General features: G+C 66.2%; 15 protein-coding genes. 3 read left to right on the top strand and 12 right to left on the bottom strand.

Translation table 11 applies throughout. The features are described from left to right. The first annotated feature begins 27 nt into the window (after window positions 1–27). Complete coding sequence (tsaD, locus tag C664_RS12765; RefSeq protein ID WP_004260967.1) at window positions 28–1,062, top strand: tRNA (adenosine(37)-N6)-threonylcarbamoyltransferase complex transferase subunit TsaD; 1,035 nt, start codon at window positions 28–30, stop codon at window positions 1,060–1,062. Window positions 1,063–1,084: 22 nt separating this feature from the next. Here the strand turns inward: tsaD and plsY are convergent, their stop codons facing one another. Then, the gene (gene plsY, locus C664_RS12760) at window positions 1,085–1,690 is read right to left on the bottom strand and encodes a glycerol-3-phosphate 1-O-acyltransferase PlsY (RefSeq protein WP_198291526.1); all 606 of its coding nucleotides are present in this window, start codon (window positions 1,688–1,690) and stop codon (window positions 1,085–1,087) included. 123 nt (window positions 1,691–1,813) lie between these two features. Between plsY and C664_RS12755 the strand changes: the two genes are divergently transcribed. Continuing rightward, window positions 1,814–2,188: a dihydroneopterin aldolase gene (locus C664_RS12755; RefSeq protein WP_004260958.1), complete on the top strand. Its 375-nt coding sequence runs from the start codon at window positions 1,814–1,816 to the stop codon at window positions 2,186–2,188. Between the two features lie 66 nt (window positions 2,189–2,254). Here C664_RS12755 and C664_RS12750 read toward each other — a convergent pair whose 3' ends face one another. From C664_RS12750 to C664_RS12705, 10 genes are all read right to left on the bottom strand, one after another. After that, window positions 2,255–2,617, bottom strand: a complete 363-nt coding sequence (locus C664_RS12750; RefSeq protein WP_038011745.1) for an H-NS histone family protein — start codon at window positions 2,615–2,617, stop codon at window positions 2,255–2,257. A 177-nt stretch (window positions 2,618–2,794) separates the two neighbouring features. Further along, window positions 2,795–3,283, bottom strand: a complete 489-nt coding sequence (ybaK, locus tag C664_RS12745; protein WP_004260952.1) for a Cys-tRNA(Pro) deacylase — start codon at window positions 3,281–3,283, stop codon at window positions 2,795–2,797. Window positions 3,284–3,335: 52 nt separating this feature from the next. Further along, window positions 3,336–4,265: a site-specific tyrosine recombinase XerD gene (gene xerD, locus C664_RS12740; RefSeq protein WP_004260950.1), complete on the bottom strand. Its 930-nt coding sequence runs from the start codon at window positions 4,263–4,265 to the stop codon at window positions 3,336–3,338. Next, complete coding sequence (locus C664_RS12735; protein WP_038011743.1) at window positions 4,262–4,756, bottom strand: methylated-DNA--[protein]-cysteine S-methyltransferase; 495 nt, start codon at window positions 4,754–4,756, stop codon at window positions 4,262–4,264. The genes xerD and C664_RS12735 overlap by 4 nt, the downstream gene beginning before the upstream one ends. A 4-nt stretch (window positions 4,757–4,760) precedes the next feature. Then, entirely contained in the window at window positions 4,761–5,345 is a 585-nt protein-coding gene (locus C664_RS12730) for a chalcone isomerase family protein (RefSeq protein ID WP_004260945.1), read from the bottom strand. 29 nt (window positions 5,346–5,374) lie between these two features. Then, window positions 5,375–6,652 carry a glutamate-5-semialdehyde dehydrogenase gene (locus C664_RS12725; protein WP_004260943.1) on the bottom strand — a complete coding sequence of 426 codons (1,278 nt, stop codon included), beginning with the start codon at window positions 6,650–6,652 and terminating at the stop codon, window positions 5,375–5,377. Window positions 6,653–6,711: 59 nt separating this feature from the next. Continuing rightward, entirely contained in the window at window positions 6,712–7,722 is a 1,011-nt protein-coding gene (gene holA / locus C664_RS12720; protein ID WP_004260939.1) for a DNA polymerase III subunit delta, read from the bottom strand. A 27-nt stretch (window positions 7,723–7,749) separates the two neighbouring features. Beyond that, window positions 7,750–8,307: an LPS-assembly lipoprotein LptE gene (locus C664_RS12715; RefSeq protein ID WP_004260938.1), complete on the bottom strand. Its 558-nt coding sequence runs from the start codon at window positions 8,305–8,307 to the stop codon at window positions 7,750–7,752. 10 nt (window positions 8,308–8,317) lie between these two features. Then, window positions 8,318–10,945, bottom strand: a complete 2,628-nt coding sequence (gene leuS, locus C664_RS12710; protein ID WP_004260933.1) for a leucine--tRNA ligase — start codon at window positions 10,943–10,945, stop codon at window positions 8,318–8,320. A gap of 266 nt (window positions 10,946–11,211) precedes the next feature. Then, complete coding sequence (locus C664_RS12705; RefSeq protein ID WP_004260929.1) at window positions 11,212–11,538, bottom strand: hypothetical protein; 327 nt, start codon at window positions 11,536–11,538, stop codon at window positions 11,212–11,214. Window positions 11,539–11,874: 336 nt separating this feature from the next. On the opposite strand from C664_RS12705, the gene C664_RS12700 reads away from it, so the two are divergent. Next, window positions 11,875–14,088: a UvrD-helicase domain-containing protein gene (locus C664_RS12700; RefSeq protein ID WP_004260925.1), complete on the top strand. Its 2,214-nt coding sequence runs from the start codon at window positions 11,875–11,877 to the stop codon at window positions 14,086–14,088. A 21-nt stretch (window positions 14,089–14,109) separates the two neighbouring features. On the opposite strand, the gene C664_RS12695 is transcribed toward C664_RS12700, so the two are convergent. After that, a complete protein-coding gene (locus tag C664_RS12695; protein WP_004260924.1) occupies window positions 14,110–14,889 on the bottom strand; it encodes a ParA family protein in 780 nt (259 codons plus the stop codon). Between the last annotated feature and the right edge of the window lie 62 nt (window positions 14,890–14,951).

Here is a 14,951-nt window from a genome sequence, read left to right as displayed (position 1 = left end):
CGGCATCGAATCAAACGGATGCAAGCAATGAAAGTGTTGGGGATCGAGACTTCCTGCGATGAGACCGGCGTGGCGGTGTATGACACCGAGGCCGGCCTGCTGGCACACTGCCTGCACTCGCAGATCGACCTGCACGCAGCCTACGGCGGCGTCGTGCCCGAGCTTGCGTCGCGCGACCACATCCGGCGCCTGCCGATCCTGTTGAAGCAGACGCTCGAGGCGGCGGGGCTCGAGGGCGGAGCGCTGGATGCCGTGGCCTACACGTCCGGACCCGGACTTGCAGGGGCGCTGCTCGTCGGCGCCAGCGTCGCCGAATCCTTCGCGATGGCGCGCGGAATCCCGGCGCTGCCAGTGCATCACCTTGAAGGTCACCTGCTGTCGCCGCTGCTGTCGGACGATCCGCCGGCGTTTCCCTTCGTCGCCCTGCTGGTCTCGGGCGGTCACACGCAGCTGATGCGGGTGCGCGGCGTGGGCGACTACGCCCTGCTGGGCGAATCTGTCGATGACGCCGCAGGCGAGGCGTTCGACAAGACGGCGAAACTGCTGGGGCTCGGTTATCCGGGCGGGCCGCAACTTGCGCAGCTGGCGACGCAAGGCGTGGCAGGGCGCTTCCGCCTGCCGCGGCCGATGTTGCATTCGGGTGATCTCGACTTCAGCTTCTCCGGTCTCAAGACGGCCGTGCTGAACGTGGTCTCCGCGCCAGACTGGGACCCCGCGCGAATGGCGGATCTCGCTGCCGAATTCCAGGAGGCGGTCGTCGATGTGTTGTGCGCGAAGGCGCTCGCCGCGCTGAAGAAGGTGGGACTCAAGACCTTGGTCGTGGCTGGGGGCGTGGGGGCGAACCGCAGATTGCGCGAGGTGCTCGACGCGGCCCTGGCCAAGCGTGGAGGCCGGGTGCATTACCCCGAGCCGGCGCTCTGCACGGACAACGGCGCGATGATCGCGTTTGCCGGGGCGATGCGATTTGCGGCGGGGGAGCGTGGGCGCGGCGAGCCGGCTGTGCGCATCCGTCCGCGCTGGCCACTGGTGGAGTTGCAGCCGCCGCCGGGTGCGGCGATCTGATCCCGATGCGAGGCCGGACGCCTTAGTCCGTCTTCGGCTTCTTGCTGCCGCCGATCTTGCCCTCGGTGCCGGCGCGCAGGCGCTGGATGTTGGGCGCGTGGCGCCAGATCAGCATGGCCGCCATGGCGAGCAGCACGATCACGCTGGCCTGCGGTCCGAGGAAGAGGAGGCCGGCAAGCGGAGCGGCCACGGCCGCCGACAGCGCAGCGGCTGACGAATAACGGGTGGTGAAGGCGACCGCAAGCCATACCAGTGCGCACAGGATCGCGATGCGGCCGTCCACGCCCGCCAGCACGCCGAGCGCCGTTGCCACGCCCTTGCCGCCATTGAAGCGCAGGAAGATCGTGAACACGTGGCCGAGGAATGCGGCCAGTCCGGCGAGGGCTGCTTCGGTGGGACCGAAGCCCAGCCGCGCTGCGGCCCAAACGGCCAGCCAGCCCTTGAGGCAGTCGCCAACCAGAGTCAGTGCGGCAGCGCCCTTGTTGCCGCTGCGCAATACGTTGGTTGCGCCCGGGTTGCCCGAACCGTACTTGCGGGGGTCCTCCAGCCCGAATAGCTTGCTGGTGACGATGGCAAAAGGAATCGAGCCTAGCAGATACGCGGCGACGAGCAGGGCAAGCAGGGACATCATTGCTCCACGTACCCCGTGTGGTCGGGGAACGAATGCAGAAAAGGTTCAGCGTGGGCGCGCTGGCACCGCTGTCGGCGGGCGCACAGGATAGAATCGCAGCGATTCTAAACGGGAACCACCATGGATTTCATCTTCATCGAGGAGTTGCGTGTAAAGGCCTGGGTCGGCATTTACGCACGTGAGAAGACGGGCCCCCAGACTGTCGAGCTCAATCTCACCTTCGGTGTTCCCGACGCCGCCGCCGAGCATGACGACATTGCGGACACGATCGACTATGCGGTGGTGACGCAGCGTATTCGAGAGGAACTGGGGCAGCGCCATTTCAACCTGATCGAAAGCCTGGGGGAATTCGTCGTGCGCATGCTGTTTGACGAATTCGGCGCGCCCTGGGTCAAGCTGAAAGTGGCGAAGATTGGCGTGATGAAAGATGTTCGCCGTGTCGGGGTATTCATCCAGCGCGGACGGGACGGCAGCTTGCCGCCGCATACTGGCTGAGCCAAATGAAAATCGCCGGATCGAGGCTGCTGCCTCCATCCGGCGATTCGATCCGACGCCGCGAAATCAGACGGCTAGTTCGTCCATTGCCTTGCCTTGTGCCAGCCAGTCGAGGACCCATTGCGGACGACGGCCATGACCGCTCCAGCCCTGTTCCGGATTGGCAGGGTTGCGATACTTCACCACCGGGGCTGCCTTGGTCTTCTTCGCGCCGGCGCGGCGACCCGTGCCCTTGGGCGCGGCCTTCGTCTCCGGCGTGGCGGCAGGGGTTTCGAGCAGATCGTCGAGCGTCAGGCCCTCTTCGGCCGCCATCTTCTGCACCCGCTTCAGCAGGTTGCGGCGCGTGGTGTCGCTGCGACGGCGGATCTCGGTTTCGACCTTCGCCGCCAGGCGGCGCAACTCGGGAAGCGAGTAATTCGACAGGTCCATCATTTCTCCTTCGTATATTTGTATTCGTGTGCCCGTCCGCGATGTCTTTGCGACTATTGCTGCTGACCACGCGACGCTAGCGGATATCACTATCCGGATTCTGCCAGCAATTGAAGGAGAAGCGGATGATTTTTATTTTTCGTGGCAATTGTCTGGCGATATTCCCGGGCTGAATGCTCAATTCGCGACTTCGACGAGCGTGGGCTTCAATACCCGCAGAATGTCGTGCGGGTGCAGCCCGACCAGGAATCCCCGGCGCCCGCCGTTGATGTAGACCAGCGGCAGCTCGAGGATCGTCCGCTCCATATACACCGGCATGGTCTTGCGCGTGGCGAACGGTGATGTGCCGCCCACCAGATAGCCCGTGTGACGGTTGGCGACTTCGGGCTTGCAGGGTTCGACGTGCTTGCAGCCGATCTGCCGTGCGAGTTCCTTCGTCGACACCTTTCGGTCGCCGTGCATCAATACGACCAGGGGCTGCGCATTTTCGTTCTCCATGATCAGCGTCTTCACGACAGCGTGCTCGCTGACATTCAGTTCGCGCGAAGAAACGGTCGTGCCGCCATGTTCCTCGTATTCGTAAAGGTGATTCGAATGGGCCACGCCATGTTGGCGGAGGAAGCGTGTGGCCGGCGTTTCCGGCGCGTGGATGTTCTGTCGGCTCATGGTGAAATTCCAATTGGACCATTGGCGGGCGCTGAATGGTGCTGCACTCCAGTCAGGCGCGCGGGTGATGCTTTGCATGCAATTGCTTCAGGCGCTCGCGGGCAACGTGCGTATAGACCTGTGTCGTCGAAATGTCGGCATGACCAAGCAGCAACTGGACGACGCGCAAGTCCGCGCCGTGATTGAGCAAATGGGTCGCGAATGCATGGCGCAGCGTGTGCGGTGAAATGCGCTCGACGGGAATGCCGGCAACGACCGCGTTCTGCTTGATGATGCGCCAGAACATCTGTCTTGTCATGCCGGCGCCGAGGCGAGTGACGAAGACCTCGTCGCATTGCCGGCCTGCGAGCAGGGCGGGACGGCCTTCGCGCACATAGCGCACGATCCAGTCCGCGGCGACCTCGCCGAGCGGTACGAGGCGCTCCTTGCTGCCCTTGCCCATCACCCGGATCACCCCCTGATCGAGACTGACGGCAAAGAGCTTCAGCCCGATGAGCTCGGACACACGCAAACCCGCAGCGTAGAGCACCTCGAGCATGCAACGGTCGCGCAGGCCCTGTGGCGTGTCGATATCCGGTGCGGCCAGCAGGGCTTCGACCTGGGCTTCGCTCAGTGTCTTCGGAAAGCGTTGACCGGGCATCGGCGGGTCGAGCATCAGGGTCGGGTCATCCGCGATCTCGCGGTTGGCGAGCAGGTGACGGTAGTAGCGCCGCCAGGCGGCCAGCAAACGGCGTTGACTCGCGGGCTTGGCGCGCAGGCTGAACTCCGCCAGGTAGGCGGCGAGGTCGGCCCCACGCGCTTCCGGCAGGGCCGTTCCGCGTGCGTTCAGCCAGGCTGCGAAAAGCGCGAGGTCGCTGCGGTAGCCCGCAAGCGTGTTGCGTGCCAGGCCATGCTCCAGCCAGAGGCTGTCGATGAAGCGGTCGAGCTCGGCGCGGGTGTGAGCGGGCAGGCTGGCATCGACCGCGGGCGGCCGGGCGCTCAAAGGGCGTCCTCGTGCCGTAGCAACCAGCGTTTGACCTCGAGCAGCCAGCCGTCGCGGGCATTGGCAAAGCCGCCAAGGCCTGCGGCAGAGGTGACGCGGTGACACGGCACGACCAGCGGATAGGGGTTGGCGCCACAGGCCTGACCGACGGCACGTGCGGCACTGCCAAGACGTGCAGCAAGCTCACCGTAGCGGCGCGTCTGCCCGGTGGGGATGGCGGAGATTTCCGCCCACACGCGACGCTGGAAGGCGGTGCCACGCGCCATCAGCGGCAGAGGGAAGGCGCCACCGGGATCGTCGATCCAGTCCCGCAGCGCCTGCGCCGCGGCGCTTGCTGTCTCGGTCGCGGGCGGCTGCAAGGGGGTGTCCGGGGGAAGGAACACCAGTTCACTGACCGCGCCACCCGACGTGCGGATGCCGAACGGTCCGAACGGCAGCGCGATCACTGCGTCGAACGTTTGCGTCCGGAGCTCGGCAGGCGCCCTCGTCACTGCCTTACTTCTTGCGATTCAGCAGGTCTTCCTTCAGATCCGCATCCGCGGGGCGGTCGCCGATCCAGATCCGAAGCAGGGCCGGGTAGAGCGCCGGGTCGGCGATGTCGCTACGTGCTTGCCCGTTGACCAGCAGGCGGGTCGAGCCGTCGGCCAGTTGATCGAGGATGAGTTCGGTGCCCGACCTGGCATCGCCGCTCCCCATTACGGCTGCCAGCAGCGCATCGGTGGAGGGCTTGAGGCTGGCCAGCGCGGCAGCATCGTGGTTGCGTTCGAGGCCGGCGCGCATCGCGTCGGCGAACTGCTTGGCCTCGAGGTCCCGGATCATGACGATGCGGATCCGCTTCTCGCCAGAGTCCTGCAGCAGCGCCGTGGCGTCGGTGGCCGGGGTGCGCACGTACAGCCCCATCGCATAGACCTTGAAGGTCAGCCGGGTGCGCAGGCCGGCACCATTGAGCATGAGCGCACCACTGTCGAGCGTCTCCTGCGACCTGAAGCCGATGCCGGCGACTTCGACGGCGGCGTGGGCGATGCCCAGGCTGGCCGTCAGCAGGGTCGTGGCCAGCAGCTTGCGTGCGAACCGATTCATAAGGATGGAGCCTGTCGGGGAAAGAGGGGTTAGCGACGGATCTCGCCGTTGCCGAAGACGATCCACTTCTGGCTGGTCAGTCCTTCGAGACCGACCGGGCCGCGGGCGTGGATCTTGTCGGTGGAGATGCCGATTTCGGCGCCGAGGCCGTATTCGAAGCCGTCGGCAAAGCGCGTCGAGGCATTGACCATCACCGAGGAAGAATCCACTTCGCGCAGGAAACGCATGGCGTGCGTGTAGTTCTCGGTGACGATGGCTTCGGTGTGACCCGAGCTGTAGGTGTTGATGTGGGCAATCGCGTCGTCGAGCCCGTCAACCAGTTTCACGGCGATGATCGGGGCAAGGTACTCCTCGCGCCAGTCGGCCTCGGTGGCGGCGACGAGCTTGCCGGCGTCGATGCCTGCCTCCGCGAGCAGGGCGAGCGAATCGGCACAGCAACGCATCTCCACGCCCTTGGCCGCGAGCATGCGGCCGATTTCCGGCAGGTAGATGTCGGCGACGTCACGCGCGACCAGCAGCGATTCGGCGGTGTTGCAGGTGCCGTAGCGCTGGGTCTTGGCGTTCTCGACGATGGGCACGACCTTGGCGGGATCGGCCTCGTCGTCGATATAGACGTGGCAGTTGCCGTCGAGGTGCTTGATCACCGGCACGCGCGCGTCCTTCGAGATGCGCTCGATCAGGCCCTTGCCGCCGCGCGGCACGATCACGTCGACGTACTCGGGTATCGTGATCAGGGCACCGACGGCTTCGCGGTCGGTGGTCTCGACCACCTGCACCGCATGCTCGGGCAGCCCGGCTGCGATGAGGCCGGCGCGCACGCAGGCGGCGATCGCGCGGTTGGCGTTGATCGCTTCCTTGCCGCCGCGCAGGATTGCGGCGTTGCCGGATTTCAGGCACAGCGCCGCGGCGTCGGCAGTGACGTTGGGGCGCGCTTCGTAGATGATGCCGATCACGCCCAGCGGCACGCGCATCTTGCCGAGCTGGATGCCGGAGGGGCGGCGTTTGATGTCGGTCATCTCGCCCACCGGGTCGGGCAGCGCGGCGACCTGCTCGAGGCCAACGGCAATGGCTTCGACGCCCTTTTCGGTGAGCGTCAGGCGGTCGATCAGCGCGGGCTCGAGGCCCGCGGCACGGGCTTCGGCGAGGTCCTGCGCGTTGGCCGCGAGCAATTCGCTGCGACGGGCGCGGATCTCGGTGGCCATCGCCAGCAGTGCGGCATTCTTGGCCTCGGTCGAGGCGGCGGCCAGCACGCGCGAGGCGGCGCGGGCCTGGCGGCCGAGGGTCTGCATGTAGTTCTGGATGTCCATCGCGATGTCGGTGGGTGTCGAGCTAAACAGCAATTAAAACACCGAACAGCGCGCGGGGGCTATGGGCGTTGCGCCAGTCGTAGCGCGAGTTGCAGAAACTCGTCCCATACGTCGCCCGGCACCAATCCCTTGATCATGCGGTCGATGCGCGCGGCGTGCATCAGCGCGGCGCGCAGGGTGCCCTGGCCGAGGCGGCCGAGTGCACGGCCGACGGCCTGTTGGCGGCGCGGATCGAAGATGCGTTCGGCCTTGAACAGCGCGGGCAGCGGCTGACCCGCGTCGCGTCCGGCGCTGAGGTTGGCGAGGCTGCGTGTCTCGTTGGCCAGGGCCCACAGCACCAGCGGTGGGGCCGCGCCTTCGCCCTTCAGGCCTTCGAGCAGGCGGGCGCAGCGCGCCGGATCACCTTCGACGACGGCCTGGCGCAGCTTGTCGATGTCGTAGCGCGCGACGTTGAGCACGGCGTCCTGCACCTGGTCGAGCGTCAGCGCGCCCTCGGGGTGCAGCAGCCCGAGCTTCAGGATCTCCTGGTGTGCGGCGAGCAGGTTGCCTTCGACGTGATCGGCGATGAAGGCGAGCGCATCGGCACTGGCGGTCTGCTTCTGCACGGCGAGCCGGCGGCCGATCCACTCGGGCAGACGCTCGCGCTCGGGGGCGTTGAGCTCGAGGCTGTTACCGGCTTCGGACACGGCCTTGAACCAGCCCGTCTTGCGCGCCTGCCAGTCGAGCTCGGGAAGGGTGATCAGGGTCAGCGTCTGCATCGGCAGGCTGGCAACGTAGCGCTGCAGGGCTTCGCCGCCGTCGCGACCGGGCTTGCCTGTGGGGATGCGCAGGTCGATGAGTTTGGCGCCACCGAACAGTGACATGTTGCCGGCGGCCAGCGTCAGGGCGTCCCATTTGAAGCCCTGGCCGACGACGAGCGTCTCACGTTCCTCGAAGCCCTGCCGCCGGGCGGCGGCGCGGATCGCATCGGCGGCTTCCAGCACCAGCAGCGGTTCGTTGCCGTGCAGCAGCCACAGTGGCGCCAGCGGCCTGTCGAGCAGGGCGGGAAGCTGGTCGGGACGCAGGTTCACGGCGCGGTGCGAGTCCGGTGAAGGCAATCAGCCGGCGCGCTCGGCGGCCGCAAGCCGACGCATCATCTGCTGTAGCAGATCCTTCTGCATGTCCTCGTAGAGCAGGGTTTCTTCCTGCGCCTTGCCGAGGACCTGGGAGTCGTCGAAGGTGTACTCGCGCGATGCCGAGAGGGCCGTGGGCGGAATGACGGCCTTGCCGCTCTTGTCGAGCAGCTGGAAGCGCAGCGTCTGCCGGAGCTGGTATTCGCGCACCTTGCCGGCGCCGGTGAGGCTCAGGATCTCGCGTCCGCGGTCGATGCCGAGGATCTGCAGCCGGGCGTCGGCCTGCGCGGCGTCCTCGATGACGGTGGTGCTGCCGGTCGTGGCGATCAGGCGACGAATGCTGGCACCGAGTTCGGTGAGCTCGCCGACGTTCACATGCAGCGTGGCGAAATCCAGCCGCTGCGGCCCCCGCAGGCGGAAACCGCAGCCCGACAGCAGCAGGCCGGCGAGCCCGGCACCGCCGAGCATCAGGCGCCGTCGTGCCGTCGAGGCGATGGTGCTCGTGTCACCGGCCGGCAGGGCGGCATGCGTGCGGCTGTGCATGATGGCGTCCTCAGGCGACGATGTTGACCAGGCGGCCGGGCACGACGACGACCTTCTTCGCCGGCTTGCCTTCCATGAACTTCTGTGCGGCTTCCGAGGCCAGCGCCAGCGCCTCGATGTCGGCCTTCGCCGCATCGGCGGCGACCTTGATGCTGCCGCGCAGCTTGCCGTTGACCTGCACCATCAGCTCGATCTCGTCTCGTCGCAGCGCGTCCTCGCTGACCGCCGGCCAGCTTGCGGCAATGATGTCGCCGCCGAAGCCGCAGTCCTGCCACAGCGCGTGGCAGATGTGCGGGGTGATCGGCGACAGCAGGCGCAGCAGGATGGAGAAGCCTTCCTCGGCAACCTCGGCATGCGCGGCCGGCTCATTGGCGGCCAGATCCTTGTGCGCCTTCTCCAGCGCGTTGAGGATCTTCATTGCCGCCGACACCACGGTGTTGAACTGGTGCTTGCCGAAGTCGTAGCTCGCCTGCTTGAGATGCGTGTGGATCTCGCGGCGCACGTCGGCCGCTGTAGCGGGCAGCGCGTTGGCCGCAAGCTTGCGTTCGGCCGGCAGCGCGGCGCGCGTTTCGCTGGCGAAGGCGTGACCGTAGTTCCACACCCGGCGCAGGAAGCGCGAGGCGCCCTCGACGCCGGAGTCGGACCATTCGAGCTGCTGGTCGGGCGGCGAAGCGAAGATGATGAACAGGCGCGCGGTGTCGGCGCCGTACTGGTCCACCAGTGATTGCGGGTCGACGCCGTTGTTCTTCGACTTCGACATCTTTTCCGTGCCGCCGATGACCACCGGCAGTCCGTCGGACTCGAGCTTGGCAGCGACGATGCGACCCTTGTCGTCACGCTCGACAAGGACATCGGCGGGGTTGATCCACTGCTTCTTGCCGCCTTCGAGATCGCGGTAATAGGTTTCGGCCACCACCATGCCCTGGGTGAGGAGGGCGCTGAAGGGCTCGGAAACATTGACCAGGCCACAGTCGCGCATTGCGCGCGTGAAGAAGCGCGAGTAAAGCAGGTGCAGGATGGCGTGCTCGATGCCGCCGATGTACTGGTCGACCGGCGCCCAGTAGTTGACGCGCTCATCCACCATCGCGGTGCTGCTGTCGGCGCAGGCGTAGCGCAGGAAGTACCAGGACGACTCGACGAAGGTGTCCATGGTGTCGGTTTCGCGCTTGGCCGGCTTGCCGCACTTGGGGCAACTGCATTCGTAGAACTCGGGCATCTTGGCCAGCGGCGAGCCGCGGCCGGTGATCTCGACGTTCTCGGGCAGCACCACCGGCAGTTGCTCGTCCGGCACCGGCACGTCGCCGCAGTCGGCGCAGTGGATCATCGGGATCGGGCAGCCCCAGTAGCGCTGGCGCGAGATGCCCCAGTCGCGCAGGCGGTACTGCACGCGCTTGGCGCCCAGGCCCTTGGCGGCGAGGTCGGCGGCGATCGCGTCGACCGCGCCCTGGAAGTCCAGGCCGTCGTACTTGCCGGAGTTCACCAGATGGCCGTATTCGGCGTAGGCGTCCTGCCAGGGCGCGACGGTGTCGGTGTAGGCGTCCGAGCCGACCACCATGCGGATCGGCAGTTCGTACTTGGTGGCGAAGGCGAAGTCGCGCTCGTCGTGCGCCGGCACCGCCATCACCGCACCTTCGCCGTAGCCCATCAGCACATAGTTGGCGACCCAGACCTCGAGCGGCTCATCGCTGAGCGGGTGGCGCACCTTGAGGCCGGTGGGCATGCCCTTCTTTTCCATCGTGGCGATGTCGGCTTCGGCGACGCCGCCACGCTTGCATTCCTCGATGAACTCGGCGAGGGCCGGGTTGTTGGCCGCGGCCTGGGTGGCGAGCGGGTGCTCGGCGGCCACGGCGACGTAGGTTGCACCCATCAGGGTGTCGGCACGGGTGGTGAACACCTTCAGCACGCCTTCGTGGCCGATGCTGGAGACATCGAACGGGAAGCTGATCTCCACGCCTTCCGAGCGGCCGATCCAGTTCTTCTGCATCAGCTTGACCTGCTCCGGCCAGTCCGGCAGATCGTCCAGCGCGGACAGCAGTTCGTCGGCGTAGGCGGTGATCTTCATGTAGTACATGGGGATCTCGCGCTTCTCGACCAGCGCGCCCGAGCGCCAGCCGCGGCCGTCGATGACCTGCTCGTTGGCGAGCACGGTCTCGTCGACCGGGTCCCAGTTCACCGTCCCGAGGCGCTTGTAGATCAGCCCCTTTTCGAACAGGCGGCTAAACAGCCACTGCTCCCAGCGGTAGTACTCGGGGGTGCAGGTGGCGAGTTCGCGCGACCAGTCGATGGCGAAGCCGAGGCGCTTGAGCTGCGCCTTCATGTACTCGATGTTGGCGTAGGTCCACTTCGCCGGCGGCACGTTGTTCTGGATCGCGGCGTTCTCGGCCGGCATCCCGAAGGCGTCCCAGCCCATCGGCTGCAGCACGTTGTAGCCCTTCATGCGGTGGAAGCGCGCGAGCACGTCACCGATGGTGTAGTTGCGCACGTGCCCCATGTGCAGCTTGCCCGAGGGGTAGGGGAACATCGACAGGCAGTAGTACTTGGGCTTGCTCGCGTCTTCCATCACACGGAAGGCGTCGGTGGAGTCCCAGTGCTGCTGGGCGGCCGTCTCGACGGCGGCGGGCTGGTATTTGTCCTGCATGAGCGTGCGCGCGGGGCTGAAAGCGTTGAAAACGCGCGAGTATACCGCGAAGCCGGGGCCCGCCGTGCAGGCGCGCTCAGTAAGTGACAACCGGTGCCACGTCGGGCGTGGACAAAAAAATGGCACCCCGCCGCAAGGCGGGATGCCAAATCTCCATTGAAGGAGAGGGAGGGAGACCAGGACGGGCAGCGCTGGGCTGCACGTCGCAATTCAGGTTTGGCGCCCGTCTTCGAGGGCGAGGCGCCGGGTTTGTGTCCAGCGCCGCTTCAAGCGGCCTTGCGCGGAACGCCCAGGTTGCGCTGCCAGTTGGCATGGATGGCCGAGAAGACGTCTTCCATGGCCAGCAGCGGCAGACGCCACATGCGGGCCTGGCTCTGCACGAAGGGCAGGACCTTGGGCGCGCAGAGGGTGTTGCGTTCTTCTTCGAGCAGGCGGACGAAGGCGTCCATGCAGGCGCCCCAGTATTCCGAGTTGCCGACCCAGCCGGTTTCTGCGGTCGCCTCGCGTACGGCCTTGCGCCACAGCGTTTCGGCGCGTTCGGTCGAGATGCCCGCCTTGCGGGCGTACCAGGGGAGTAGTTTCGGTGTTTTCATGATGCGTTCTCCGTTAGGGCGATTGTCTCGCCCCAGTCCCTGCGCAAGCCTTCTGGGCTGCGCAAACCCAGGGATTATGGTGTGCCGCAATATCCTGCTGCGGCCTCTTTCTAAGTGTTGATTTTACGGCTGTTTAGTTCGGCGAAGTGTGAATTGGTTCCGCCGGAATTCAAAAAATGTTGCTATGCACAATTCAAAAATAGCTGCCGATTCTCGTCCTGACAAGTCAAGTGTTGCTGCGGTGCAACGGGCTCATGCCTGAGCCGTGGCGTTCCGCCCGGCGGAAGCTCGCTGCGCCGTGCCGGTCTACAATGCGGTCCTCACGAAGGAACGCCGATGTCCAACCTGCTTGCCAATCTCAACTCCGAACAACTGCAGGCCGTCACCCTGCCGTCGCAACACGCGCTGATCCTGGCTGGTGCCGGCTCGGGCAAGACGCGTGTGCTGACGACCCGCATCGCGTGGCTGATCCAGTCGGGCCAAGTCGACCCCGCGGGCATCCTCGCGGTGACCTTCACCAACAAGGCGGCCAAGGAGATGCTGGCCCGGCTGTCCACGATGCTGCCGGTCAGTACCCGCGGCATGTGGATCGGCACCTTCCATGGCCTGGCAAACCGCCTGCTGCGCGCCCATCACCGGGATGCAGGGCTGCCGCAGCTGTTCCAGATTCTCGATTCGGGCGACCAGCTTGCCGCCATCAAGCGCCTGCTGAAGACGCTCAACGTCGACGACGAGAAATTCCCGCCGCGCGAACTGCAGCACTTCATCAACGGCCAAAAGGAAGCCGGCAACCGGCCGCACGCGGTCGAGGCCTGGGACGACTACACCCGCCAGCGGGTACAGCTGTTTCAGGAGTATGAAACGCAGTGCCAGCGCGAGTCTGTTGTGGATTTTGCGGAGTTGCTGCTGCGCAGCTACGAGTTGCTGGAGCGTAACGAACCGCTGCGCCGCCACTACCAGCGCCGCTTCCGCCACATCCTGGTCGACGAGTTCCAGGACACCAACCGCCTGCAGTACCGCTGGCTGAAGCTCTTTGCCGACGAGGGGCGCGAGGGCGGTGCGGCGATGTTCTGCGTCGGCGACGACGACCAGAGCATCTATCGTTTCCGCGGCGCCGAAGTCGGCAACATGCGCGACTTCGAACGCGAGTTCCGGGTGCAGAACGTGATCCGCCTGGAGCAGAACTACCGCTCGCACAGCAACATCCTGGACGCCGCCAACGCGATCATCCGGCACAACAGCAACCGCCTGGGCAAGAACCTGTGGACCGACCAGGGCGCGGGCGAGCCGATCCGCGTGTTCGAGGCCTTCTCGGACGGCGACGAGGCGCGCTGGATCGTCGAGGAGATCCAGTCGCTGGTGCGCGATGGCGCGCTGAGGAGCGAGACCGCGTTGCTGTACCGCTCCAACGCGCAGTCGCGGGTGCTCGAGCATCAGCTCTTCTCGGCCGGCATCCCCTACCGTGTGTATGGCGGCCTGCGCTTCTTCGAGCGCCAGGAGGTCAAGCACGCGCTCGCCTACCTGCGCCTGATTGCCAACCCCGATGACGACACGTCCTTCGCGCGGGTGGTGAACTTTCCCACCCGCGGCATCGGCGCGCGTTCGCTGGAGGTGCTGACCGATGCGGCGCGCGTCTACAACACCAGCCTGTATGCGACGGTGCCGCATCTCACCGGCAAGCCCGGCACTTCGCTGGCGCAGTTCGTGCGCCTGGTCGAGGACCTGCGCCGCGACACCGCCAGCCTGCCGCTGCCCGAGCTGGTCGACCACGTGCTCGACCTCAGCGGCCTGCGCGGGCACTACAAGGCCGACAAGGAAGGCCGCGAGCGCCTGGAGAACCTGGACGAACTGATCAACGCTGCGGCGAACTTCCTCGCCGAGTCGCAGGCCGATGCGGATGCGCTGGCGCAGCCCCACGCGCTGCTGGCGGACTTCCTCGCCCACGCTTCGCTCGAGGCCGGCGACCACCAGGCCGACCAGGGCGCGGATGCGGTGCAACTGATGACGGTGCACGCGGCCAAGGGCCTGGAGTTCAACGTGGTGTTCCTGTCCGGGCTGGAGGAGGGCCTGTTCCCGCACGAGAACAGCATCCTCGAGACCGATGGCCTGGAGGAGGAACGCCGGCTGATGTACGTGGCGGTCACCCGTGCGCGCGAGCGGCTGTACCTGAGCTTCGCGCAGAGCCGCATGCTGCACGGGCAGACGCGCTACAACCTGCGCTCGCGCTTCCTGGAGGAGATCCCGGCGGAGCTGACCAAGTGGCTGACCCCGCCGAACCCGCGCTCGGCGGCGGGGGGCGCGATGGGCGGCATGGGCGGGGGCTACTTCAAGCCTTCATCCGCGTCGCAGGTGCAGCGTGCGCCGCGACCGACCTTCGCCACGCTGCCCAACGGTCTGCGCATCGGGCAGTCGGTCAGCCACGCGAAGTTCGGCCAGGGCGTGATCGTCGCCGCCGAGGGCAGCGGCGCGGACGCCAAGGTGCAGATCAACTTCGGCCCCGCCGGCGTCAAATGGCTGCTGCTGGCGGTGGCGAAGCTGGAGCCGGTGTAAGCCCGGCTCGGCCGGCTCAGTTCAGGCGCCGTAGGTGCGCGCCAGGGTGTCATGCAGTGCGACGAACTCCTGCGACAGCTTGTGCTTCGGGTCGAGATGGATCATCGGCTTCGCCTGCTCGTGTGACTCCTTGATCTTCACCGAGGCTGACAGGTAGGGCTGCAGCACCGGCAGGCCCTCGTCGACCAGTTCCTGCACCACCTTCTGCGGCAGGCTGGCGCGCGGCTGGAACTGGTTGACCACGATGCCCTCGACCTGCAGGTCGCGGTTGTGGTCCGACTTGATCTCCTGCACGTTCTCGAGCAGCGAATACAGCGCCTTGCGCGAGAACTCGTCGCAGTCGAAGGGAATCAGGCAGGTGTCGGCGGCGATCAGTGCCGAGCGGGTGAAGAAATTGAGTGCCGGCGGCGTGTCGATGAACACGCAGTCGTATTCCGAGGCCAGTTCGTTGAGCGCGTCGCGCAGCTTGTAGATCTTGTAGCGCGATTCGAGCTTGCTCTGAAGTTCCTCGAGCAAGGGATGCGAGGGCATCACGTGCAGGCGCTCGAACGGCGTGGCGACGACGAACTCCTCGGTGGCGCGCGGGTTGAGCTTGAAATTGAGCGTCTGGTCGAAGAAGTCCGCCAGCGTGGCCTCGAGGTCATCGACGGCTGCCCCCAGCAGGTACTGGGTCGAGTTGCCCTGCGGGTCGAGGTCGATCACCAGGGTGCGCTTGCCCTGTTGCGCACTGATCGCTGCCAGATTGCAGGTAATCGTCGATTTGCCGACGCCGCCTTTCTGATTGAATACCACACGTCGCATGCTTCACTCCCTCCGTCCGAGTCCGCATTCTGCCAAAAATGCGCTCCCAGAAGGGGTTTCAC

The sequence above is a fragment of the Thauera sp. 63 genome (assembly GCF_000310165.2).
In the GTDB taxonomy this organism is placed as follows: domain Bacteria; phylum Pseudomonadota; class Gammaproteobacteria; order Burkholderiales; family Rhodocyclaceae; genus Thauera; species Thauera humireducens.
Note: the sequence above shows the minus strand (reverse complement) of the source record. Positions and strands in the feature narration are given on the sequence as shown.

Excerpts from the sequence above, each read along its gene's own strand:
- tsaD (WP_004260967.1), top strand. The coding sequence starts at position 28 with ATGAAAGTGTTGGGGATCGAGACTTCCTGCGATGAGACCGGCGTGGCG.
- plsY (WP_198291526.1), bottom strand. The coding sequence starts at position 1,690 with ATGTCCCTGCTTGCCCTGCTCGTCGCCGCGTATCTGCTAGGCTCGATT.
- C664_RS12755 (WP_004260958.1), top strand. The coding sequence starts at position 1,814 with ATGGATTTCATCTTCATCGAGGAGTTGCGTGTAAAGGCCTGGGTCGGC.
- C664_RS12750 (WP_038011745.1), bottom strand. The coding sequence starts at position 2,617 with ATGGACCTGTCGAATTACTCGCTTCCCGAGTTGCGCCGCCTGGCGGCG.
- ybaK (WP_004260952.1), bottom strand. The coding sequence starts at position 3,283 with ATGAGCCGACAGAACATCCACGCGCCGGAAACGCCGGCCACACGCTTC.
- C664_RS12730 (WP_004260945.1), bottom strand. The coding sequence starts at position 5,345 with ATGAATCGGTTCGCACGCAAGCTGCTGGCCACGACCCTGCTGACGGCC.
- C664_RS12725 (WP_004260943.1), bottom strand. The coding sequence starts at position 6,652 with ATGGACATCCAGAACTACATGCAGACCCTCGGCCGCCAGGCCCGCGCC.
- C664_RS12715 (WP_004260938.1), bottom strand. The coding sequence starts at position 8,307 with ATGCACAGCCGCACGCATGCCGCCCTGCCGGCCGGTGACACGAGCACC.
- leuS (WP_004260933.1), bottom strand. The coding sequence starts at position 10,945 with ATGCAGGACAAATACCAGCCCGCCGCCGTCGAGACGGCCGCCCAGCAG.
- C664_RS12705 (WP_004260929.1), bottom strand. The coding sequence starts at position 11,538 with ATGAAAACACCGAAACTACTCCCCTGGTACGCCCGCAAGGCGGGCATC.
- C664_RS12700 (WP_004260925.1), top strand. The coding sequence starts at position 11,875 with ATGTCCAACCTGCTTGCCAATCTCAACTCCGAACAACTGCAGGCCGTC.
- C664_RS12695 (WP_004260924.1), bottom strand. The coding sequence starts at position 14,889 with ATGCGACGTGTGGTATTCAATCAGAAAGGCGGCGTCGGCAAATCGACG.